21 protein-coding genes and 3 pseudogenes are annotated in these 23246 nt (G+C 65.0%); 18 read left to right on the top strand and 6 right to left on the bottom strand.

The features are described from left to right. From pcaG to P1U48_RS10945, 9 genes and pseudogenes are all read left to right on the top strand, one after another. Nucleotides 1-600, top strand: coding sequence for a protocatechuate 3,4-dioxygenase subunit alpha (gene pcaG, locus P1U48_RS10985; RefSeq protein WP_301069025.1), 600 nt, complete (start codon nt 1-3; stop codon nt 598-600). Beyond that, nucleotides 597-1307, top strand: coding sequence for an alpha/beta fold hydrolase (locus tag P1U48_RS10980; RefSeq protein ID WP_301069024.1), 711 nt, complete (start codon nt 597-599; stop codon nt 1305-1307). The genes pcaG and P1U48_RS10980 overlap by 4 nt, the downstream gene beginning before the upstream one ends. Next, a complete protein-coding gene (locus tag P1U48_RS10975; RefSeq protein WP_301069023.1) occupies nt 1307-2638 on the top strand; it encodes a lyase family protein in 1332 nt (443 codons plus the stop codon). The genes P1U48_RS10980 and P1U48_RS10975 overlap by 1 nt, the downstream gene beginning before the upstream one ends. Before the next feature lie 136 nt (nt 2639-2774). Then, nucleotides 2775-3077 carry a hypothetical protein gene (locus P1U48_RS10970; RefSeq protein WP_301069022.1) on the top strand — a complete coding sequence of 101 codons (303 nt, stop codon included), beginning with the start codon at nt 2775-2777 and terminating at the stop codon, nt 3075-3077. Nucleotides 3078-3169: 92 nt separating this feature from the next. Continuing rightward, on the top strand, nt 3170-4255 hold the full coding sequence (locus P1U48_RS10965; RefSeq protein WP_301069021.1) for a zinc-binding dehydrogenase: 1086 nt from the start codon (nt 3170-3172) through the stop codon (nt 4253-4255). Further along, nucleotides 4252-5040 (top strand): annotated as a pseudogene (locus P1U48_RS10960) (mandelate racemase/muconate lactonizing enzyme family protein); the annotation flags it as partial. The gene P1U48_RS10965 and the pseudogene P1U48_RS10960, both read left to right, overlap by 4 nt. Before the next feature lie 2 nt (nt 5041-5042). Further along, nucleotides 5043-5144, top strand: a pseudogene (locus tag P1U48_RS10955) (transposase); the annotation flags it as partial. A gap of 179 nt (nt 5145-5323) precedes the next feature. Then, a pseudogene (locus P1U48_RS10950) lies at nt 5324-5482 on the top strand (transposase); the annotation flags it as partial. A 248-nt stretch (nt 5483-5730) separates the two neighbouring features. Beyond that, nucleotides 5731-6558, top strand: a complete 828-nt coding sequence (locus P1U48_RS10945) for a universal stress protein (RefSeq protein WP_301069020.1) — start codon at nt 5731-5733, stop codon at nt 6556-6558. Nucleotides 6559-6617: 59 nt separating this feature from the next. Here the strand turns inward: P1U48_RS10945 and P1U48_RS10940 are convergent, their stop codons facing one another. Next, entirely contained in the window at nt 6618-7766 is a 1149-nt protein-coding gene (locus tag P1U48_RS10940; protein WP_301069019.1) for a cytochrome C, read from the bottom strand. A gap of 243 nt (nt 7767-8009) precedes the next feature. Here P1U48_RS10940 and P1U48_RS10935 point away from each other — a divergent pair, with 243 nt between their 5' ends. From P1U48_RS10935 to P1U48_RS10895, 9 genes are read left to right on the top strand one after another with little or no spacing between them, the layout of a single operon-like run. Next, the gene (locus P1U48_RS10935) at nt 8010-9212 is read left to right on the top strand and encodes a Na(+)-translocating NADH-quinone reductase subunit A (RefSeq protein WP_301069018.1); all 1203 of its coding nucleotides are present in this window, start codon (nt 8010-8012) and stop codon (nt 9210-9212) included. Nucleotides 9213-9220: 8 nt separating this feature from the next. Beyond that, entirely contained in the window at nt 9221-9991 is a 771-nt protein-coding gene (locus tag P1U48_RS10930) for an RnfABCDGE type electron transport complex subunit D (protein WP_301069017.1), read from the top strand. Next, the gene (locus tag P1U48_RS10925) at nt 9984-10784 is read left to right on the top strand and encodes an FMN-binding protein (RefSeq protein ID WP_301069016.1); all 801 of its coding nucleotides are present in this window, start codon (nt 9984-9986) and stop codon (nt 10782-10784) included. Before P1U48_RS10930 ends, P1U48_RS10925 begins: the two co-directional genes overlap by 8 nt. Before the next feature lies 1 nt (nt 10785). Beyond that, nucleotides 10786-11448 carry an NADH:ubiquinone reductase (Na(+)-transporting) subunit D gene (locus P1U48_RS10920; protein WP_301069015.1) on the top strand — a complete coding sequence of 221 codons (663 nt, stop codon included), beginning with the start codon at nt 10786-10788 and terminating at the stop codon, nt 11446-11448. Further along, nucleotides 11445-12056, top strand: a complete 612-nt coding sequence (gene nqrE / locus P1U48_RS10915) for an NADH:ubiquinone reductase (Na(+)-transporting) subunit E (protein ID WP_301069014.1) — start codon at nt 11445-11447, stop codon at nt 12054-12056. Before P1U48_RS10920 ends, nqrE begins: the two co-directional genes overlap by 4 nt. Beyond that, entirely contained in the window at nt 12053-13273 is a 1221-nt protein-coding gene (gene nqrF / locus P1U48_RS10910; RefSeq protein ID WP_301069013.1) for an NADH:ubiquinone reductase (Na(+)-transporting) subunit F, read from the top strand. The genes nqrE and nqrF overlap by 4 nt, the downstream gene beginning before the upstream one ends. A 4-nt stretch (nt 13274-13277) precedes the next feature. Further along, a complete protein-coding gene (locus P1U48_RS10905; RefSeq protein WP_301069012.1) occupies nt 13278-14285 on the top strand; it encodes an FAD:protein FMN transferase in 1008 nt (335 codons plus the stop codon). Between the two features lie 3 nt (nt 14286-14288). Further along, nucleotides 14289-14453, top strand: a complete 165-nt coding sequence (locus tag P1U48_RS10900; RefSeq protein WP_301069011.1) for a hypothetical protein — start codon at nt 14289-14291, stop codon at nt 14451-14453. Beyond that, nucleotides 14446-14838 carry a CBS domain-containing protein gene (locus P1U48_RS10895; RefSeq protein ID WP_301069010.1) on the top strand — a complete coding sequence of 131 codons (393 nt, stop codon included), beginning with the start codon at nt 14446-14448 and terminating at the stop codon, nt 14836-14838. The genes P1U48_RS10900 and P1U48_RS10895 overlap by 8 nt, the downstream gene beginning before the upstream one ends. 525 nt (nt 14839-15363) lie before the next feature. Here the strand turns inward: P1U48_RS10895 and gyrB are convergent. The 5 genes from gyrB to dnaN form a co-directional block, all read right to left on the bottom strand. Continuing rightward, entirely contained in the window at nt 15364-17781 is a 2418-nt protein-coding gene (gene gyrB, locus P1U48_RS10890) for a DNA topoisomerase (ATP-hydrolyzing) subunit B (protein ID WP_301069009.1), read from the bottom strand. Between the two features lie 81 nt (nt 17782-17862). Further along, a complete protein-coding gene (locus P1U48_RS10885; RefSeq protein WP_301069008.1) occupies nt 17863-20337 on the bottom strand; it encodes a caspase family protein in 2475 nt (824 codons plus the stop codon). 79 nt (nt 20338-20416) lie between these two features. Then, the gene (locus P1U48_RS10880) at nt 20417-20848 is read right to left on the bottom strand and encodes a VOC family protein (RefSeq protein WP_301069007.1); all 432 of its coding nucleotides are present in this window, start codon (nt 20846-20848) and stop codon (nt 20417-20419) included. Then, entirely contained in the window at nt 20845-21957 is a 1113-nt protein-coding gene (gene recF / locus P1U48_RS10875; RefSeq protein ID WP_301069006.1) for a DNA replication/repair protein RecF, read from the bottom strand. Before recF ends, P1U48_RS10880 begins: the two co-directional genes overlap by 4 nt. A gap of 81 nt (nt 21958-22038) precedes the next feature. Next, a complete protein-coding gene (gene dnaN, locus P1U48_RS10870; RefSeq protein WP_301069005.1) occupies nt 22039-23157 on the bottom strand; it encodes a DNA polymerase III subunit beta in 1119 nt (372 codons plus the stop codon). Between the last annotated feature and the right edge of the window lie 89 nt (nt 23158-23246).

Here is a 23246-nt window from a genome sequence, read left to right as displayed (position 1 = left end):
ATGGTTCAGTCACTCAACAACCTGCGCGAAACCCCGTCGCAAACCGGCGGGCCTTATGTCCATATCGGCTGTATGCCGACCTTCGCGGGCAATGCCGGGGCCTATGCGACCGAGATCGGCACCACCCCGATTGCCGACGGGGCCAAGGGCGAGATCATAACAATTCGCGGCCAGGTCATCGACGGCACCGGCTGGGCGCTGCGCGATGCGATGGTGGAGAGCTGGCAAGCCGATGCCGCAGGAAAATTTCCCGGCCAGCCGGGCGCCGATCCGGCAGTCAGCGGCTTTTGCCGCTTTGCCGCCGATGGTGAAAGTGGTGAATTCCAATTGCGCACGGTGAAGCCGGGGGCGACTCCGGCCCGCGGCGGTGGCCTGCAAGCGCCGCATATCGCCCTTTGGGTCGTGGCGCGGGGCATCAATGTCGGGTTGCAGACCCGGATCTATTTCGAGGATGAGAACAACAGCACCGATCCGCTGCTGGCCCGCATCGAACAGCGCAACCGGGTTGAGACGCTGATCGCCAAAAAGACCGGCTATGGGGGCTATCGCTTCGACATCCGCTTGCAGGGCGCCGGGGAAACTGTTTTCCTTGACCTATGACACAGATCCTACTGATACACGGCGCCTGCCACGGTTCCTGGTGCTGGCGCGACGTGATCCCGGCGCTGGAAGCGCGGGGACATGAGGTGCAAGCCCTCGACATGCCCGGCCGCGCAGGCGACACCCGTGACCCGGCTGGCCTGACCCTGGCCGATCAGGCGCAGACGATCCTGGACGTCGCCCGTGACGGCGCCGTGCTGGTCGGCCATTCGGCGGGCGGGTTTTCCATTGCCGCCGCCGCCGAGGCCGCGCCGGACAAGGTGCAGCACCTGGTGTTTGTCGCAGCGCTGCTGCCGCAGGACGGCGCCGCGCTGGGCAAGACCATGGCCGGGTTCGCCCGCGACACGCCGCCGGCGAAGATGGTGGTCAGCCCGGATCGCGCCAGCTTCAGCTTTGATCCGGTCAGCGCCGCGCCGCTGCTTTACAACGGTGTCAGCCCGGAAGATGCGGCCTGGGCTGCCGCGCAGATCTGCTATGAACCTTCGGCGCCGCATCGTGAGGCGATCCACCTGGGCGCGGGCTTTGCCGGGGTTCCGAAAAGCTTTATCCGTTGCACCGAAGATCTGATGATCCCGCCGGAAGATCAGGCCCGAATGGCGCGCGCAGCTGGCGCGGCGCTGATCGACATGGCCACCGGCCATTCGCCGTTCCTGTCACAGCCGGAAGAACTGGCCGAACATATCCACCGCATCGCGACTCCGCGCTGATGGCCGGATCACTGCACGACAGCCAGCTTTACAGTAAGCTGTTTCCGACCGGCGAGATCGGACGGCTGTTCAGCGACAGCGCCGAACTCCGCGCGATGCTGCTGGTCGAGGGCACCCTGGCCAAGGTCCAGGGCGCGGCCGGGGTGATCCCCGAGCTTTCGGGCACCTTCATCCACCGCGCGGCGCTGGAACTGCCGCTCGACCCCGGCGGCATGGCCGCAGCGACGGGCCAGAACGGGGTGCCGGTGCCAGCCCTGGTTGCCGCCTTTCGCGCGGCGATGCAGGCGCCGGAGCATGCGCAATATCTGCATTGGGGCGCCACCAGCCAGGACATCATGGACACCGCGCTGATGCTGCGGCTGCGCCAGGTTCTGGCGCTGATCGACACCGGGCTGGGCGGGCTGCTGACCGATCTGGCCAATCTGGCGGAAACCCATGCCGATCTGCCCATGGCCGGGCGCACCTATGGCCAGCTGGCGGCGCCGGTGAGCTTTGGCGCTGTGGTGGCGCAATGGGGTTGGCCGCTGCTCGATCTGCGCGGCGAATTGGCCAATATCCGCGCCGACGGCCTGCTGGTTTCGCTGTCGGGTGCGGCGGGCACCGGATCCAAGCTGGGCCCGGATCCGGCCGCGCTGCGGCGGGCCCTGGCCGAGGCGCTGGGGCTGCGCGATCCGGGCCGGTCCTGGCATGCCGACCGGGGGCCGGTGCTGCGCATCGCTGCCTGGTTGGCGCGGCTGGCGGCGGCCCTGGGCAAGATTGGCGAGGATCTGATCCTGGCGGTGCAAAGCGGCATCGGCGAGGTCGCCCTGGCCGCGGTGGGCGCCTCGTCGACCATGCCGCAGAAACAGAACCCGGTGGCGGCCTCGGTGCTGGTGGCGCTGGCGCATCAGGTGGCGGCGCTGAACGGCGCGCTGCTGCTGGCCGGCAGCCCAAGGCAACAACGCGACGGCGCCGATTGGTTCACCGAATGGCTGAGCCTGCCGGGGCTGGTGCTGGCCAGCGCCTCGGCGCTGGAAACCGCCCGGGCTTTGGTGCCGGGCATCGTGCCGATCCCCGTCGCAATGGCCGCAGCGCTGACCGCCAGTCGCGGGATGATCCATGCCGAGGCGCTGAGTTTCCGCCTGGCCGCGCATATGCCGCGCCCCGAGGCGCAGGCGGCGGTGAAACAGGCCTGTCAGAACGCGATGAGCCAGGGACGGCATCTGGCCGAGGTCGCCGCCGAGACCTGGCCAGAGATCGACACCGACGATGTGTTCGATCCCGCCCGGCAGATGGGCAGCGCCCCGGCCGAGGCGCGGGCGTTTGTGGCGCAGGCCCGAGGGCACGGCTGAGGCCCCTGCCCGGCGACAGCGCGATCCGGTGCTGTGGGAGCCTCCGGCGGGAATATTTCTGGCAAGATGAAGCCGGGGACGTTGACAGCCCGGAGGCAGTGACCAGTATCTGGCGGGATTTTGCCGCTGGTCGCTGATGCCGAAAAGACTGCCCTTTGCGTTTATCATCATCACCGTGGCGCTGGACGCAATGGGGATCGGGCTGATCTTTGCGGTGGCGCCCGACGTTTCCCAAGTCGCGCTGCAGGGGGTGCTGTCAGCACTGATGGCGCTGACCATGGTCGGCGCGCCGATCCTGTTCACCGCCACCTTTCGCCTGTTCACCGCCGAGACGGCGCCACTCAATCTGCCTGACGCACCATTTGCGTTATCGGTCCTGATCCTGCTGCCCGCATTGGCGGTGTTTGCCCTGGCCCGATCGGAGCGGGTGGCACCGTGACACAGGTTGGTTTCGATCAATGGAATTGAATTTCGGCTTGCATGATATCGGTTCCCCCGACAGGGTTAATCCTTCAATTGCCGGAGGAAATAATGCAAACCATCAAAGCCGCAGTCTGTCACGAGCACGGAAAACCGCTGATCATCGAAGAAATTCGGCTTGCCGAACCGAAAATGGGCGAAGTGATGGTTGAGGTCGACGCGGTTGCGATCTGCCATTCCGATATCTCGTTCCAGCAGGGTGGCTTTGGCGGCCCGGTGCCGGCGGTGTTCGGCCATGAGGCCGCTGGCCGTGTCATCGGCCTGGGCGAGGGCGTGCAAGGCGTGGCGATTGGCGATCACGTTTGCGTCACCCTGATCCGCGCCTGCGGCCATTGCATTTCCTGCGGCTCTGGCCAACCGACGATCTGCGAAACCCCCTATGACGGCTCAAAAGGGCCGCTCAGCACCATCGACGGCGCGCCGGTCTATCAGGCAATGGCCTCGGGCGCCTTTGCCGAAAAGGTGGTCGTGGATCAGAGCCAGATCTGCAAGATCCCCGCCGATCTGTCGAAAGAGGTCGCGGCGCTGATCTCTTGCGGGGTGATCACCGGGGTGGGCGCCGCCGCTCTGGCCGCCGACATTCGGGTCGGACAGGACGTTGTGGTGATCGGCGCTGGCGGCGTCGGGCTGAACGCCATTCAGGGCGCGGTGATCGCCGGGGCACGGCGCGTCGTGGCGGTGGACATGCTGGATGAAAAGCTGGAGATCGCCCGCGAATTCGGCGCCACCGATGTGGTCTCGGCCACCGGCGAAAAGCCCTGGAAAGCGGTGAAGAACATCCTCGGCCGGGGCGCCGATGCGGTGCTGGTCACCGTCGGTGTCGATGCCGTTTACACCCAGGCACCGCAGTATCTGGCGGCGGGCGGTCATGTGGTGATGGTCGGGATGCCGCATGGCGACAAGACCGCCTCTTATTCGCCGCTGATCATGGCCAATCAGGGCCAGGGCTTCATCGGGTCGAAAATGGGCGACGTGGTGATCAAGCGCGACATCCCCTGGATCGTCGACCTTTACCATCAGGGCCGGCTGAAGCTGGATGAGCTGATTTCCGGGCGTTACAGCTTCGATCAGATCAACGAGGCAATCGAAAACACCAAGACCGGCACCGCCCGACGCAATGTCATCGTAATGCGGTGAGGCTCGACTCACTCGATATCATCGTGACCGCCCCGCCCGCTCCGGGCTGGGGCGGGCGCTACTGGCTCCTGGTGAAGGTGACCACCGACACCGGGATCATTGGCTGGGGCGAATGCTATGCCGCCGCTGTCGGACCGGACGCGCAATCGGCGGTGATCCGGGATGTGTTTGACCGGCACATGGCCGGAGAGAACCCCGAGAACATCGAGATGATGTTCCGCCGGGCCTATTCCAGCGGCTTTACCCAGCGTCCTGATCCCACCGTAATGGGGGCGTTTTCCGGGCTGGAGATCGCCTGTTGGGACATTCTGGGCAAAGACCGCGACCGCCCGGTGCATGCGCTGATCGGCGGGCGGATGAACGAAAGGCTGCGCGCCTATTCCTACCTCTACCCCCTGCCCCATCACACCCTGGCCGAGTTCTGGATCAGCGCCGAGCAGACCGCCGAAAGCGCGCTGGATCTGGTTGGGCGCGGCTATACGGCGGTGAAGTTCGACCCGGCTGGCCCTTATACGATGCGCGGCGGCCACATGCCCGCGATGCGCGACATTACCCGCTCCGCCGAATTCTGCCGGGCGATCCGGGCGGCGGTGGGCGACCGCGCCGATCTGCTGTTCGGCACCCATGGCCAGTTTTCCACCGGCGGCGCCGTTCGATTGGCCGAGGCCATCGCGCCCTATGCGCCGCTCTGGTTCGAGGAGCCGGTGCCGCCGGACAATCTGGACAGCATGGCTGAGGTCGCCCGCGCCACCTCGATCCCGGTTGCGACGGACAACCGGCTTTCCTGTGGCTGGCGCGAACGGCGTCGCCGTGGCGAGATTTACCGCCCGAGCCGGGCAACTGGCGAACGGTGCATTGCCGAGTCCGGCGCTGGACGCTGTCAGGCGTTCGGGAGAGTTCTTTTCAGAACGTTAAAGCAGTTCAAACTCAAACCTGAGTCACATAACACGGCCTGAAAGTCATATATTTCAACGCGTTACATGATGGGACATGTTTCAAGTTGAAGTCGAAACGCTATACGCCAAGACCCAGACTTCGAATACGCCCATCGTCGATGCAAGCATTTGCAAGGCCCATGCCGCCGTCGATGCGCTCGGGCTGCCGATCCGCTTCACCATCACCCCCGGTCAATGGGGTGATTGTCCGCAGGCCCCCGACTTGATCGAAGGGTTGGAAGGCGTCGGGCATGTGATGGCGGACGCGGCTTACCACGCTGATCACCTGAGACGTCTCATCCTTCCGAGCCTTTGTGTCTCGCGCATGCGCAATGACCTGGCTTGCTTAAATGAAGACGCCGCCTAGACCATCAGTCGTTGCAGCGTTGAAGTCGGTCAAATCTGACGCGGCTTTATCATGTATATCATGTATAACTTGGAATGCCCGCTGAGAGGTACCTCAGCGCCACATCATTGATGCGAGGCCACAGCTGCCCGCCGACCTTGCTGCCGAGGTCCCAGCCCAGGAGAGGTAGAACAATGCACATCAAGTCCATTCTGATTGCGTCGGATCTTTCAGCACGGTCCGATCGCGCCCTGCAGCGGGGCTTCCTTCTGGCCCATGAACTGGACGCCCAGGTACAGGTGGTGTCGATCATTGACGACAGTGTTCCCGAGTCCTTGGCCCTCGAACTCGTCGACAAATTTCGGGCTCATCTGGAAGCCTCGGCAAAGAGCATAGCCGAAAACCTGCCCTACACGATCCACATCGAAACGGGCGATCCCATCGCGCGGCTGGTCGAGTTTGTGAATTCCGCAGAGGTCGACCTGGTTGTCATGGGCCGGCACCGTGCCAGGCGCGTTTTCGACGGGTTGAGAAAGACGACCGTGGAGAGTGTCGTGTCCCAATCCCTGACGCCGGTGCTGCTCGTCACCGACCCGGTTCAGCATGGCTATGCCCGGGTTCTGGCACCCGTGGCGTTCTCTGCCGCGTGCCGCCAGGCCGTCACCACCGCGCTCAGCGTGGCACCCGAAGCAACCTATCGGGTCTTCCATGCCTGGATGGCGCCGTTTGAGGGGCTGACAGGTGGGAAAACATCGGATTATGCGCGTGCCGTGCAACGCGAAACTGCCGAGCAATCCGCCACGTGGAGCGCAGGCCTTCCCACGAAGCTGCCGAAAGTCGACCTCGTCCAGAATGGTGTCGGAACGAGCTGCTACAATGAGATAAAGACCTTTGCGCCGGACCTGATCGCCGTAGGTGCCACCACCCGCACCCTGTCGTTCACCGGCCTCGGCTCGTTCGCGGCGGAACTCCTGCGGGATCCCCCCGCAGATCTTCTGATCGCGCGCGGGGCCGAGTATTAAGACGGCGTCACGTGCCCGCGAAGGTGCCCGAGGTCAGGTGCCGTCTGTCGGCAGGGCCATCACCGCATCAGTCCGAATGCGGCAAAGTCCTTTCCCTGCGCCTTGGCAAGGGATTCGATCGAATCATGGATCAGTTCAAGCGCGTAATGCGGGTTGTGCACATGGATGCCCGGATCGCTCGTGACCACTTTCCAATTATAGGCCGCCCGCAGCAGCGTCGGCGTCCAGCCTTTGAACGTGACAGGCCGCCCGTCGGTCTGGTCGACAACGCCGTCGCGGTTCGCGTCGGCAAAGAAATAGGGATATCGACCGCTGTCGTAGATCAGCCCGGTCTTGGCAACCTGCGACGCATAGTCCAGCATTTCACGCATAAGCAGGTCACTGTTGGCGCGGATGTCCACCGCGATCCCCTGTGCGGTATCGCCACTGCCATCATAGCTCTGGCGCGAGATTCGGATATCCTGCGCCGCACCGGTCTCGTGACATGTCAGGCAGATCGCCTCGTTCACCGTCAGCGCATGAGGCTCGTGGCAGGACAGGCAGCTTGCGACCGGCTTGGCGTGAAGGAAGCGGCCGGAATAGGTCTTGCCGGGATAATGATATCCGATGCCGCCATAACCGCCGAGCCATGTGGCCCCGGCCACCTTGTAATGCGGGTTCACGAAAGACAATTCCGGGTTCACCGTATCCTCGGCCATGTTGGCGGTCACCTTTGCCACGTTCGCGCCCGAGGACCGACCGGTGTGGCAGGTCAGGCAGGGCACCAGGGCAGTCTCCGTCGGGTGGACAACACCGGAGGGCAAGGTAACGCTGTCGATCTCGGCAAGTCCCGGCTTGTGGCAGGTTTCGCAATCCACGACGCCGCCGGTCGGAATCGGGGATTGCAGGGGCCCGGGCGCGCTCCCGTCCAGGCCGTGGAAGGCGCGGAACCCCTGGCCGGAATGGCAAACGGCACAGGCGCCGGGAATCTCGCCATCGGCATTCCAATGGGCAAAGGCTTCGGCGGCAGAGTTGGCATGGGCCGATCGCGCCCAGCTTTCGATTTGGCGCGCATTCCCGATCACGATTGCTTCCGGCGTGTAGGGGCCAGTTTTCGGGAAGACGTAGGTCGACAATTCCCGGGCAATCTCTTCGATCTCAGAGGGTTTATCGCTCTGAGCAAGGACCGGCCCGGTCGTGGCGATCACGATACCGGCGAAGCCCGCCATCAAGTAAATTGCCCTCAAAGTATTCATGTGCGGCAGATTCATGAATTTTTCCCGTCAAATTAAAAGCTTACGCTTCCAAAACCCTACAGGAAATTTGGATTCGCCACAAATCTTGGATAGCATCACGTTACGACGGTCGATGAAAAGGAACTCGAAGTGGTGTCGCGACATGCCATCGGTCTGACGGTGCCCACGAGCGACCGTTCAAGAGGCCTCCGTCCGTCGGACGCTGGCGCAAACGCCATGACCGAAACACGGATCACCAACGAAGCGCTGATCCGTTCGCCGTTCCGTGGCGACTTTCGGGTCGAGCTTCTGGTCAAGCCCGGCGATCTGGTCGCGCAGGGTCAGCCGGTGCTGCGAGCGACCAAAGCGCATGCCTTCACCATGACCGCCCCGATGTCGGCCCGTGTGGCCTCGGTCGACATGGACCGAGGCCACCGTTTGAATTCGATCCTGTTTTATTACGAACCCGATGCAGGGCGGCATGCCTTCGAGGTGCCGGACAGCCCGAGCGGCGCCGAGATATGGACGCTGCTGGCCAACACCGGGTTATGGCGCGCCTTTCGGCAACGCCCCGGTTTCGCCCCCGCTTTCGGCGAGGTGCGCCCGTCGGCGATTGTGGTGATGGCCCATGACACCCGCCCCGGTGCTGGGTGCCCGCTGGACTGGGTGCAGGAGAGAGGCGCCGAGATCAAGGCCGGGCTGGCGGCGCTATCCACTCTGACACAGGGGCCGATATTTCTGGTCAAACCGCGCGGCGCCGAGATCGACATGCGCAGCGCCGGCGGCCGGGTGAGAACCATCGAGGCTCCCGCAACCCATCCCTGGGGGCTGGCTGGTATTCATATACTGCGCCACGCGCCCGCAAGTTTCACCCATCCGGTCTGGGATATCCACATTGAGGCGCTCGCGGATATCGGCGCGCTCATGCGCACCGGCCACATCCCCGAGACCAGGCATGTCGCCCTGAGCGGACCGGGGATGCGCAATCCGCTTCTGCTCAAGGTGCAGCCCGGTGCGGATATTCGTGAGCTTCTCCTTGGCAAAGTTGTGCCCGGGAAACATCTGGTCCTGTCGGGATCCCCGATCGACGGCACGCCTGCGCGCTGGCTGAGTTGGGGCAGTCGTCAGATCACCGTGCTCACCGAGCCCGAGCCCGCCGGACGGCGTCACTGGCTTCGCGCGGCGCTTGGCCGTTCGTCGCGCCCGCTGCCTGTCATTCCGACCGCCGGGCTGGATCAGGCGCTTGGCGGGACAGTTCCCGTCATGCCGCTCATCCGCGCGATCTCTTCGGGCGATACGGAGAGCGCGATCGCGCTCGGGGCGCTGTCTCTGGTTGAGGAAGACCTCGCGCTGGTCGATTACATCACCCAAGCCGATCCGCCGATCGCAGCGCAATTGCGCCTGCTGATCGATCAGGTCGCGGAAGAGGGGGGGATATGACAAGGGGCATGTGGTCGCGGGAAACAGTGGCGCTTTTTCTGGTCATCGCGATGCTGCCGCTGGCAGTGGTCTGGCTGACGGGCGCAGGCTGGGACGGCGCTATCCGCCTGCTTGCCGCGCTTGCCATTACCTACGGCTGGCAGTTGGCCTTCCTGCTGCTGCGCGCACAGCCGCCATCGCTCGCCGGTGTGGTGACCGCATTCGCGATCGCGGTTCTGGCCCCGACCGGCCTCGGCGCTTTCGCCTTCGTGCTGGGCGTCAGCTTTGGCGTGGTCATTGGCGAGCTGGCGTTTGGCGGGTGGGGCCGCAACATCCTGCATCCGGCCACGGTCGCCATTGCCTTTCTGGGGTTCGGCTATCCGGCCGCGCCATGGCCTGAGCTGTCGATCCTGATAACCTGGGGCGCATGCGGCACGCTGGCTCTGGCCGTGGCGTTCGGCCTCTACGCCATCCGCCTGGTCGCCGGGACGGCCATCGCGCTTTCGCTGGCCGCGCTGGTGGGGCTGCCGGTCACCGACCCGTTCACTGCCCCGGCCATACTCGCCAGCTTCGCGCTGCTGGTCTGCGATCCGGTGACGTCGGCCAATACGCAGACCGGCCGCTGGATGCAGGGGCTGTTCTACGGTGCCCTCATCGCCCTCTTTCTGGCGGTCTGGGACGGGGCCGCGACCACGCAGCTCGCCCTCAGTGCGGCGCTGCTGGCGAATCTCGCCGCCCCGCTTCTGGACGAAATCGCGCTGCTTCTTTGGCAGGCAACACGGAGAAACCGCCATGGCTGACTGGTCCCCGCTCGCGCTGTGGAAACGCTTCCTCGCCCAACCGAACGACAACCGCGGCAAGACCATCTTCGTCGCGGTTCTGGTCGCCGCGACCTGCTCTGCCTTCGTGACCGGGGCCACGGTCTTGCTGCGTCCGATCCAGGCCGCCAACCGCGCCGCCGAAACCCAGCTTCGGCTGGAGGCGCTGATCAGCGCGATCCCGGGCATGCAGGAGCTGCTGGCCGCGGATGCCAGCGCCAAGCTCTCGACCGTCGTTGTCGACCTCGACACCGGGATGGCGGCGCGTGAGGTGACGCCGGCAACGCTCGACGCCGCGCTTCAGGAAGCCGACAATTACAGGCCGCTGGACGCCGCCGCCGACATCGCCGGGATCGGGACGCGCCCGCGCTATGTGCAGATCTATATCCTGCGCCGCGACGACCAGGTGCAGACCGCGATCTTTCCGGTGATCGGGTCGGGCTATAATGGCCCGATTGAGGCGATGATCGCCCTGACCGGCGACATGAACACGATCGCGGGCCTGGCGGTCACGCAGCAATCCGAAACCCCCGGTCTGGGCGCGCGGATCGAGGAACCGACCTGGCAGGCGGGATTTCAGGGCACCGTGATTCGCGACCCGTCCGGCGCGATGAAATTCGCCGTTGCCCGCGGCCCGGCGGTGTCCTCCTACGAGGTCGATGGCATCACCGGTGCCAGCCGCACCGGGCGCGGGGTCACGCAGATGGTGCGGTTCTGGCTCGGCCCGGACGGTTATGGCCCGGTGATCGAGGCTATCCGGCGGCAGGAGTTCTGAGATGGCCCGGCCCGCACTCCGCCAGACGTTCCTGTCGCCGTTGATCCGGGAAAATCCGATCACGCTCCAGATCCTCGGCATCTGTTCGGCGCTGGCGGTGACCACATCGCTCGACACCGCGCTGACGATGTCGGTTTCCCTGACCGTGGTGCTGGTGCTGTCGGCAGCGATCATCAGCATGATCCGGCGACATATCCCGGTCAGCATCCGCCTGATCCTCCAGATCCTCATTGTTGCCTCGTTGGTCATCGTCATCGACCAGGTGCTTCAGGCCTATTTCTTTGGCATCAGCCAGAGGCTGTCGGTCTTTGTCAGCCTGATCACCACCAATTGCCTTGTTCTGGGGCGGACCGAGTCCTTTGCCCGCAGCAATCCGGTGATCCCCTCGGTGGTCGACGCTGCGGGCAACGGGCTGGGCTATTCGCTGATCCTGATCGTGATCGGTACAATCCGCGAAGTCCTGGGCAAGGGCACTCTTATGGGCCAACCGGTTCTGCGGAGTGTCGAGGATGGCGGCTGGTTCGTTCCGCTGAACCTGATGCTGCTGGCTCCGAGCGCCTTCTTCCTGCTGGGACTCCTGGTCTGGGCGATCCGCTCTGCCCTGCCGGAGCAGGTCGAGCCGCCGGCCCATACGCCGCCGCGGCGGCGGGAGGCCGGGGAATGACCGAGCTGGGCAGCCTCTTTCTCAGGGCCATGTTCGTCGAGAACATGCCGCTGACCTTCTTCCTGGGCCTCTGCACCTTTCTGGCCCTGTCGCGCCGGGTCGAAGCTGCTCTCGGGCTGGGTGTCACGATGATGTTCGTCCTCGGCCTGACGGTCCCACTCAACCGGCTGGTTTACGATCTGTTTCTCGCGCCCGGGGCCTGGGGCTGGGCTGGCCATCCCGAGATCGACCTCAGCTATCTGGCGCTGCTGGCCTTCATCGGAGTAATCGCCGCCACGGTCCAGCTTCTCGAAATTCTGCTGCAAAGGTTTGTGCCGGCGATCCATGCCGCCTTCGGGTCGTTCCTGCCGCTGCTGACGGTGCAATGCGCCATCCTTGCCGGCAGCCTGTTCATGGTCGAACGGCGCTACGACCTCGCCGAAAGCGCGGTCTTCGGATTTGGCTCCGGCGCCGGGTTCGCGCTGGCGGTCATCATGCTGGCCGCGATCCGCAAGCGGCTGGCCTATGCCGACCTTCCGGCGGGCCTGCGCGGCCTTGGCGTGGCGTTTCTGCTGACCGGGATGCTCTCGCTCGGGTTCTCGGCCTTCGCCCAGATGGTGACCTCATGACCGAGATTCTTGTCGGCTCCGGCATCATGATCACGCTGGTCCTGGTTCTCAGCCTGGGTCTGCTGGCTGCCCGCTCATTGTGGCTACCGCGCGGAGAAAGCCAGGTGACAGTCAACGACGGCCCGCCGATCATCGCCAAACAGGGCGAGACGCTACTGTCCACGCTGCATGGCGCGGGAGTTCCGATTCCGGCGGGCTGCGGGGGCAGCGGCACCTGCGGCCTGTGCCGGGTCCAGGCCACCGGGCCGGGCTGCGCGCCGCTGCGTCCGACCGAAATCAGCCTGCTGTCCGCGGCGGAACGGCGGGCGAATACCCGGCTCGCCTGCCAGCTTGTCCTGGGTGGCGATGTCGCGGTCACCGTGCCCGGCGACATTCTCGCCGCCGAAACCTTCACTTGCGAAGTGGTTTCGAACCGGATGATGGCCCCGCTCATCCGCGAACTGGTTCTGCGTCCGAAGGTGCCACGCGACATTCCCTTCCGCGCGGGCGGCTTCATGCAGCTGACTGCCCCAGCCTATACGCTCGACTTCTCGGATGTCGCCATCGAGCCGGCCCATGCGCTGGCCTGGGACCATGCCGGCTGGGCCCGCCTCACAAGCCGGTCTGACGCGCCCGTGACCCGTGCCTATTCGGTGGCAAACCGACCGGAAGACGCCGGAACGCTGGTCTTCAACATCCGTCTGGCCGCGCCGCCCGCCGGGAAAGAGGCGGAGATACCGCCCGGCGTCGTCTCCTCCTGGCTGTTTTCGCGTCGGCGCGGCGACCCGGTCGAAGTCTCCGGCCCCTTCGGAGAGTTCCATGTGCAGGACACGGCCAACGACATCGTTCTGGTCGGCGGCGGCGTGGGCATGGCACCGCTCAGGTCCATGGTGCACGAACAGGTCGCGCGCGGCACGGATCGCCGCATCACCTATTTCTATGGCGCCCGGACCAAGGCCGACCTTTTCTATGTCGAGGAGTTCGAGGCCATCCACGCGGCGCACAAGAGCTTCGAATGGATTGCCGCCCTGTCCGATCCCGGACCCGGCGACCGCTGGCAGGGGCCGACCGGGTTCATTCACACGATCCTGGAACGTCACATGGCCCGGCACCCGGCGCCGGAAAGCTGCGAATATTACCTCTGCGGTCCGCCGCTGATGATTTCCGCAGTGCTCGCGACCCTGCGCAAGCTCGGCGTCGAACGGCATATGATCTTCAATGACGATTTCGGAGGATAGAGCGATGCATCAATGCGGCAGACTGCACAGGCGCGGTGTCCTGGCCATCGGCGGCGGGCTGGCCGCCCTGGCCTCCGGCCTTGCGGCCGTTCCAGTGATCGGGCGCACGCCGCCGCTGCGCGCGGTCTCGGGCGCCGCTTTCGGCACAAGCTGGCACGCCCTCCTGCCCGACAGCCTGCCGCTCGCCGAATTCGCAAACCGGGCCGAAACACGCCTGTCCGCGCTCGATGCGGCGCTGTCACCGTGGCGCAGAGACAGTGTCGTGACCGCATTCAACAGGGCACAGGCCGGCGCGACCGCCCGGGGGGATGATCTGCTACTGGTGGCCAGGCAGTCGCTTGCCATTGCAGGCGCCAGCGGGGGGCAGTTTGACCCGACCGTTGGCCCGCTGGTCGCACGCTTCGGCTTCGGCCCGATCAGCGACGGCTCGGACAGGCCGGACTGGCGGCAGATCGAGGTCGCGGGCAGCCGCATCGTCAAGACCACCGATGGCACCACTTTTGATCCCTGCGGCATCGCCAAGGGCCATGCGCTCGACCGGCTGGCGGCGCTGGCGCGCGGGGTGGGGGCCGAGGCCGGCTTTATCGAGTTCGGCGGAGAAATCATCGCCTGGGGCGCACATCCGGACGGGCGCGCCTGGCGGGCTGGTGTCGAAGATCCGCGGGTCGGCCAAACGGGCCTCGTCGCGACTCTCGCGCTTGGCGACGCCGCGCTCGCGACCTCTGGCAACAAGGTGAACGGCTATGACTTCGCCGGACAGAGCTATGGCCATATCATCGCGCCGGACCGGCAAGGCCCCCGGCGGTCATCGCTTCTCTCGGTCACGGTTCTGGCCGAAACGGCGATTGTGGCGGATGGCTGGGCAACGGCATTGATGGCGGCAGGGCCGGAACTGGGCCAGCAGCTCGCAAAGCGGAATGACCTGAGCGCCCTCTTTGTCCTGAACCGGGCGAACAGCGCGCCGGACCTTGTCACGACCGGCACCCTGTCGGACGGTCTGGAAAGGATCTGATCCATGGAATTCATCCTGGTCTTTGGCATCATTCTGATCACCGCCGGGGGGCTCGGCCTCGGGTTGATGCTGACCGGACGACCGCCAAGCGACAGCTGCGGAGCTGCCGCCTGTGCGGGGCATTGCGACATCTGTCCGCGCCGCAGGGAGGCCCAGAGACATGGCTGAACGAGAAGTCACCACCATCATGTCGCGCGAATTTCTTCTGCTCGATGAAGGCTGCCCCATGCGCGACGCCATTGCCCGACTGCTCGCCGCCGCGCAGCCCCTCGCCTGCATCTGCGGCGAGGCGGGCGAGCTCCTGGGCGTCCTGACCCCCAAGGATTGCTTCCGGTCGGCCCTCAATGCCAGCTATTACCAGCAATGGTCAGATACGGTCGGGAATCACATGTCGCGCAGTGTCGTGACGCTTCAGGCCGATATCGACATCATTGCCGCGGCAGAGGTCTTTCAGGAAAAGCCGTATCGCGCCTACCCGGTGACAGAAGGCACCGCGCTTGTCGGGGTTCTCACACGCGAGAACCTGCTTCGCGCGTTTCTCGAGCTTGGGTAGCCGCAGCCCATCGCGGACCCGTCTTGTGACAAGGTGGGGATCTACGGGCTCTTGGATCACGAAGGGCAGCTGCGCTACATCGGCTCGACCAATGTTCCCGCTGAGAATTTTCTGAAGCGCATCCATCACTGTCACCGCACCGGCTCGGAGAACCGTAGTCGCTACTTCTCCAAGCTCTACAATACCAGACGCATGTGGCGCGATTATGTTTCCTACTGCGATAGCGCGGACGCCAAAATCGCAAAGGATTTACGCAGCGCCGTCATTACCGGGCATTGCCGTGCTGTCTGGATCGCTCTTCAGGCCACGAAGAACAAAATCGAAAGGCTGGAGCGAGCGGTCATTGCCGTGGCTCCTCACGACTGCCACCGTTGGAATGCAAATCCCGGCATCCGCTATGTTGAGCCGTGCGTTTGGTGGACGAATTGCTGGTTTCGCCTGAGTATGACACGCGCAAGCGAGCGACCGATACCGCGAAAAAATTGCGCGCGCTCAACGAAAAAATGCGCGCGTTCCCGCACCGTCTCAGAAGTCCAGGTTTTCGACGTTCAGCGCGTTCTGCTGGATGAATTCGCGGCGCGGTTCGACCACGTCACCCATCAGCTTGGTGAACAGATCGTCGGCCTCGGCCATGTCTTCGACCTTGACCTGCAACAGCGTCCGCGCCTCGGGGTCCAGCGTGGTTTCCCACAGCTGTTCCGGGTTCATCTCGCCCAGCCCCTTGTAGCGTTGCAATTGCAGGCCGCGCTCGCCCTCTTCCAGAATTGCGTTCAGCAGGTCGAGCGGCCCGTGGATCAGCTGGGTGCGGTCGCGCCGCACCAGATCGGCGGGGCTGGTGTAGATGTCGCGCAGGCTCTGCGTCATCTGGCCCAGCCGCCGCGCCTCGCCCGAGCGCAGGACAGCCCCATCCAGCGTGCGCAGTTCTTCGACGCCGCGCAGCACCCGGCTCAGCCGGATACCGTGGTCCTGGGTCGGGCGCCCTTGCCAGCCACGTTCGTATTCCACCGCGATCTGATCCAGACGCTTGGCGACGGCATCGCCGACGCCCTGCAGATCCGCATCGGCCTGACCCTGCACAAAGGCCCCGGCAATCGCGGCCTGTTCCAGGATGTGGCGTGGATAATGGGTCGGGAACGCCTCAAGGATACGCTTCACCTGCCGCGCGCCTTCGACCACCCGCACCAGGTCCGGGCCGGTCAGTTCCTCGCCCGACTTCAGCCGCAGCACCGCGCCTTCGGAGCCCTGCGCGATCAGATAATCCTCAAGCGCGGTCTGATCCTTGAGATAGACCTCAGAACGCCCCCGGCTGACCTTGAACAGCGGCGGCTGCGCGATGTAGAGGAACCCGCCCTCGATCAATTGCGGCATCTGCCGATAGAAAAAGGTCAAAAGCAGGGTGCGGATATGGGCGCCGTCGACATCGGCGTCGGTCATGATGACGATCTTGTGGTAGCGCAGTTTCGAAATGTCGAATTCGTCGCGCCCGATCCCGGTGCCCAGAGCGACAACCAGATTGCCGATCTCCTGGCTGCTCAGCATCCGGTCAAACCGCGCCCGTTCCACATTCAGGATCTTACCACGCAACGGCAGAACTGCCTGGGTTTTCCGATCCCGTCCGGTCTGCGCCGAGCCGCCGGCGCTGTCGCCTTCGACCAGGAAGACTTCGGTCAGGCTCGGGTCTTTTTCCGAACAATCCTTGAGCTTGCCGGCCAGATAGTTCACATCCATTGCCGTCTTGCGCCGGGTCAGTTCGCGCGCCTTGCGGGCGGCCTCACGGGCCAGCGCCGCCTCGACGATCTTGCCGACCACCGCACGCCCCTCGTTCGGGTTCTCCTCGAACCATTCGGCCAGCTTTTCCGCCACCAGGCTTTCAACCGCCGGGCGCACCTCTGAGCTGACCAGCTTGTCCTTGGTCTGGCTGGAAAACTTGGGATCGGGCACTTTGACCGACAGCACGCAGGTCAGCCCCTCGCGCGCGTCATCCCCGGTGAAGTTCACCTTTTCCTTTTTGGCGATGCCGCTTTCCTGGGCGTATTTCGTCAAGGTCCGGGTCAGCGCGCCGCGAAAGCCCGCCATATGGGTGCCGCCGTCCCGCTGCGGGATGTTGTTGGTAAAGGGCAGCACCGTCTCGTGATAGCTGTCGTTCCACCACATCGCGACTTCGACGCCGATGTCGTCGCGCTCACCAGAGATATAGATCGGGTCCGGGAACATCGGGACTTTTGACCGGTCGAGGTATTTGACAAATTCCTTGACGCCGCCGTCATAGAACAGTTCCGAGCGCACCGGCTCGGCCGGGCGCTCGTCCTCCAGGATGACGCGCACGCCGGAGTTCAGAAACGCCAGTTCGCGCAGGCGTTTTTCCAGGGTGGCGAAATCGTATTCGAGGTTCGAAAACGTCTTGGTCGAGGCCAGGAACCGCACCTCGGTGCCCTTTTCGCCATTCGCATCGCCCACCACCTTGAGCGGCGCGACGGTTTGCGAATCCTCGAACCGAACGAAATGTTCGCGGTCATTGCGCCAGATCCGCAATTCCAGCCAATCCGACAGCGCGTTCACGACCGAGATCCCGACCCCGTGCAGACCGCCGGAGACCTTATAGGAATTCTGGTCGAATTTGCCGCCCGCATGCAGTTGGGTCATGATCACCTCGGCGGCGCTGACCCCCTCTTCGCTGTGCATATCGACCGGAATGCCGCGGCCGTTGTCGCGCACCGAGACCGAATTGTCGGCGTGTATTTTCACCCGGACATAATTGGCATGACCGGCCAGCGCCTCGTCGATGCCATTGTCCACCGCCTCATAGATCATATGATGCAGGCCAGAGCCGTCGTCAGTGTCGCCGATATACATGCCGGGGCGCTTGCGAACAGCATCCAAGCCCTTGAGAACCTTAATGGAATCCGCACCATAATCGGCTTCGTGTTGCAGCGGTTCGGACATCGTTTGGGGACCCCTTTTCAATTGCGCGATTTATAGCGCTCCGTGGGGGGAATGTCACGTCGCAGACACAAGATTTAGGGGTCAGGGGGAACCCGGCGGCAGCGCGTCGAGTTTCTTGCGCAGCAGGCCGGGCAGGAACGCATCCGGCGGTGCGAGAATGCCTTTCTCGATCATGCTTTCCACGACCTCCAGGGCCCGGGAATAATGCGCGCGCGGCGTCGGGCCAACCAGCGCCAGGTTGTAATGGGACACCACCAGATCGCGCTGCCAGGTCGCTTGGCTCGGGTCGCGATCGGCAAATCTCTGGACGGTCGCCAGTGAGGCCTGAAAGGCGGCATAGGCCGCCGTCGCGTCGCCCTGTTTCCGTTTGATCCCGCCGATCTTGTTATAGGTCACCGACAGGTCGCGCCCCCATACCCCATTACTGGGGTCTTGCGCGACAAGGCGTTCCTGGATTGCCTTGCTCGCCTGATAGGCTCTCAGAGCACCCGGCAGATCGCTCTGCGCCTCAAGCACCTGCCCGATCAGGCCTTGTCCGACTGCGCTTTCGCTCTGCAACCCGGTGTTGCTGGGGTCCTTCGTCAGAAGTTGTTCGATGATGTCGAAGGAATCCTGATAGGCCCCCAATGCCGCCGGAAGGTCACCCAGAGCCTGGTAGGCCACGCCCACTCGACCATGGTTCACGGACACATCCCGCTGGCGCGCGGCATCCGCCGGATCGAGTGCGGCCAAGGCCTCAGAGATTTCCAGAGCCGCGCGAAATGCGCCCAGCGCCGCGATCCCTTCACCCAGGGCAATATTCACATCGCCGATCCGGGTATGGTTTGCCGCAATGTCCCGCTGAAGCGCGGCGTCCTCGGGCGCCAACGCCGCGCGCCTCTGGCTGTGCTCCAAGCCTTGCGAATAAGCGGTCAAGGCGCCTTGCAGATCGCCCTGCCAGAAGCGGACCTCACCGGCCCGGAAGAACGACACGCCAAGACCGCGCTGCCATTTCTGATTGTCGGGTTCCAGCGCCACCAACCGCGCGGTGATTTCGTAGGCCTTTGCATACCACGATTGCGCGGCGGGCAGATCGCCTTGCAGCACTTCGACCTCGCCAATCCGGTCATAGGTCGCGGCGAGGTCATATTCGGCCTCGTGGGTGTCGGGCGCTGCCGCAAGCCGGGCCAGGGCGGCCGCCTGCATCTCGGAATAGCTTTGCATTGCCGCGTCTGTCGCCCCGAGGCGGCGGTGAATTTCCCCCAGATCGGCCAGCAGCCAGGTCCGCTTTCTGCGGTCCGCATCCGCCACATCCAACCCGGCGATCCCGGCATGCAGCGCCGCCGCCTGGGTCAGCGCCGCCACCGCCACCGGATAATCCAGCGCCGTCTTGGCGACACCGGCCTTCAGCGTCAGGCTCTCGGCCTCGGACAATCGGCGCGCCACCAGATTCGCCTCAAGCTGCGTGCCTGAGTCCCGGTCCCGCGCCGCCGCCAGATCCAGCGCCGCCATCGCACCGCTGAAATCACCGAGGTCCAGCCGCTCGGCCGCCGTATCGCGCAGCCGCGACACCTCGGCATCCTGCGCCGCCAGGTTGCTCAGCCGCTCGCGGGTCTCGGTATAGGCGCGGGCGGCATCAATCAGCATCCTGGCCCGGTCGTCGGCGGATTCCCTTGCCAACCCGGCGCCAATCAGCGCGCCATAGAGCGGCGCCAGCGGCATGTTCGCCGCCGCGGCCGCCTTTTCGACCTCAGCCCGCAGGTCCGGGTTCAGCCCGGCCATCGCCAGCAGCAGCCGCTCACGCTCGGGCAGCTGATCCTGCGCCTGCGCCGCAAAGAACAGCCTCGGCAGGGCGCTTTCGACATAGGGCAGCTGATCGCCACGGGTGCGGTCATAGACCTCTTGCTGCACCAGCGTCAGGACCGAACGCACCTCAAGCCCCGGGGTCGCCAGATGCCGGATCAGCGCGCTGGCAAAGGGCGAATGGCCATCCACCCCGTCCAAGGCGGTATCCCCCGGCGCGGTGGCAAAGCCGACCAGGGTGCCTTCGGCCTTGTCGACCGCCGCAAAGCCGGGACGCGTCTGCGCCCCGTTCAGCGCGACGCCACTGCGCCCGGCACCGCTGGCGACAAAGGGATCCTCGCGACAGGCATCGACCAGCACGATCCCGACCTTGGCGATCCGGGCGACCAGCGTGCGGATATCGTTCAGCGACAGGCTGCCCTCGATCAGCGTCTCGATGCTGCCGGTCACCGCGTCCACCGGCAGCAGCCGGTTGTCGCCCGCCACTTCAAACCCGTGCCCGGCGAAATAGACCAGCACCACCTCGGCGTCCTGGCCATCATATTCCAGATCCTCCAGCGCCCGCCGCATCCGGCGCAGATCGCGGTCGCGCTCGCGCAGCACCTCGAACCCCAGGGCTTCCAGCGTGTCGGCGACCGCATCGGCATCCGCCCCGGCATTGGCCAGCGGCCGCAGGTGGTCATAGCGGTCGTTGCCGAACACCAGCGCCAGACGCCCATCGGCAAGCCCGGCAGCCGGGGCCAGCACCAGCCATATGAGAACAAGCCATTTCATCCCGGCGAGGTTAGCAATCGCGCCGGGATCAATCCAATGACAAAACCACTTAGATATCCGCGCGCCGTTGCGGCAGGTGTCATTCAGGCAGGGGGATGGTCAGCCGCCCGGTCGAATCCAGCGTCCAGAACGGGTTCATCGCCAATTCCCAGACATGGCCGTCCGGATCGGCGTAATAGCCGGAATAGCCGCCCCAGAACACCTTCTCGGGGCGTTTCAGCGCAACGGCACCCGCCGCGATGGCGGCGTCGAACGCCGCGTCGACCTCAGCCTCGCTCGCAAAATTCTGCGCCAAGGTCATCGCCCCGGTGCCCAGGGCTGCGCCCGGACGGCCCTGATCCGCGGCCAGCGGGCCGCGCCCGAACAGGCCCAGCGCCATTCCATCCATCTGATAGAACACCACCCCTGGCGGCCCCGGCACCGGTTCCCAGCCCAGCGCTCCATAAAAGGCGCGGGCGCGATCCAGATCGTTGACCCCGAGGGTGATCAGCGTAACCCGTTGCGATTTCATAGGCTCTCCCTGGGTGTCACCTGGCTGGCGCCCGCCTCCTCCGTCACTTCCAGAAATTGCGCCCGCCCGGCGAGATCAGCAAACAGCTCCGGCCCGGTGCCGGTCATCCAGGCCTGCGCGCCCAGCCTGACGACCTCATCATAAAGCGCGGCGCGCCGATTGGCGTCAAGATGCGCCGCCACCTCGTCGAGCAACAGGATCGGCGGGGCGCCGAAATCCTGGGCCAGCGCCCGGGCATTGGCCAGGATCAGCGAGATCAACAGCGCTTTCTGCTCGCCGGTCGAGGCCTCTTTCGCGGCAATCCCCTTGGCGGCCCACTGCGCCTCCAGATCAACCCGGTGCGGCCCGATCAGGCTGCGCCCGGCGGCGATGTCGCGGCCCCGCCCCTCCGACAGCGCGTCGCGCAGTTCCGCTGCGCCCTCCGGCAACACCCCCTCGGCATGGGTCAGCGTCAGATCGGCGGCGGGAAATTCCGCGCTCGCCGCCCCCTGCGCCGCCGCGATCAGCGCCAGCGCCTGGCGCCGGTTCGCCATGATCTGCGCCCCGGTCTCAGCCATCTGGCGTTCCAGCGCCACATACCAATGGCCATCGCGCACCATGTCTTTCAACAACCGGTTGCGATCGCGCATCGCTTTGCCATAGGTCAACGACACCTCGGCATGGCCGGGCAGGAATGACAGCGTCATCCGGTCGAGAAACCGCCGCCGTCCGTCCGCGCCCTCGATCCACAGCCGATCCATGCTCGGCACCAGCCACAGCACCCGGGCGATCCGGCCCAGCACCGCCTGGGTCGCCGCCTTGCCATCGATGCGCAGCTGGCGTGCCGCGCCCGGCTCGGCGGAAATCTCGATCTCATGCAGCTGGCTGGTCGAGCGTAGCAGCCCGCGCAGCTGCCAGCCCAGCGCCTCGGGGCGCCGCGCCATCTCTTCGGCCGCCGCCCGGCGCAGCCCGCGGCCCGGCGAAAACAGGCTGACCGCTTCAATCAGATTGGTCTTGCCAGCCCCGTTCGGGCCCCAGATCGCCACCGGACGCCCATCCAGTGCAATCTCTGCCCGCCGATGCGAGCGGAAATGCGACAGGGCCAGCTCGGTCAGATACAAACCCGCCAAACCGGCCCCCTCTTCATCTTTCGCTAAATACTCCCGCCGGCGGCAACGCCGCGTCAGCGGCGTCCCGGCGCGCAGCCTGACTTACACCCGCATCGGCATCACGACATAGACCGCGCTGGTGTCATTGCCTTCGCGCATCATTGTCGGATCACCGGCCGAATTGAACAGGAACACCGCGTTCTCGCGGTCCACCTGGCTGGCGATTTCCAGCAGGTATTTGGCGTTGAAGCCGATTTCCAGCGGCTCGTCGCCATAGGCCACTGCCAGTTCTTCCTCGGCGGCCCCGGTGTCGGGCGCATTGACGCTCAGCACCAGCCGGTCCTCGTCCAGCGACAGCTTGACGGCGCGTGAGCGCTCGGAGCTGACCGTCGCCACCCGATCCACCGCCCGGGCGAAATCGGCGGCATCGACCTCCATCCGCTTCGGATTGTTCTGCGGGATGACCCGGGTGTAATCCGGGAATGTGCCGTCGATCACTTTCGAGGTCAGGGTGATGCCGGGGGTGGCAAAGCGCACCTTGGTTTCACTCACCGACACCGCGATGGTCGCGTCATCGTCATCCAGCAGCTTGCGCATCTCGCCCACGGTCTTGCGCGGCACGATGACGCCCGGCATCGTCTCGGCCCCGGCGGGCAGATCCGCGTCGATCCGGGCCAGCCTGTGTCCGTCGGTGGCCACACAGCGCAGCACCCGCCCGCCATCGGATTCAGCGACATGCATATAGACGCCGTTCAGATAATACCTTGTTTCCTCGGTCGAAATCGCGAATTTGGACTTGTCGAACAACCGCCGCAGTACCGGCGCCTTGGCCGAGAAATTGGCGGTGTATTCCGACGAGGTCATCTGCGGAAAATCTTCTTTCGGCAGCGTCGCCAGGGCAAAATTCGATCGCCCGGCCTCGACCACCAGCCGCCCCGAGGCACCATCGTCGGACAGCGACACCAATGCGCCATCGGGCAATTTGCGCACGATTTCATGCAGGGTCACCGCATTGACCGTGGTCGCCCCCGCCCGCTCGACCTTGGCCGGGACGGTATCGACCACCTCGATATCCAGATCGGTGGCCCGGAACCGGACGGCATCGCCCTCGGCCTCGATCAGCACATTGGCGAGGATCGGAATCGTGTTGCGCCGTTCGACAACCGACTGCGCCTGTGCCACCGCCTTGAGCAGCGTGCCGCGTTCGATGCTGAGTTTCATACCCTCGCTCCTGTCCTTTGACGGGCCCATACCGGTTTCATCCGGGATGGACACGCTACCGGTTTCAGCCCCCGGCTCAAGCGTTTTCT

It is taken from the genome of Pseudooceanicola sp., assembly GCF_029213205.1.
GTDB lineage: Bacteria > Pseudomonadota > Alphaproteobacteria > Rhodobacterales > Rhodobacteraceae > Pseudooceanicola.
The sequence above is the reverse complement of the archived record's forward strand: the minus strand, read 5'-3'. Positions and strand labels throughout refer to the sequence as shown.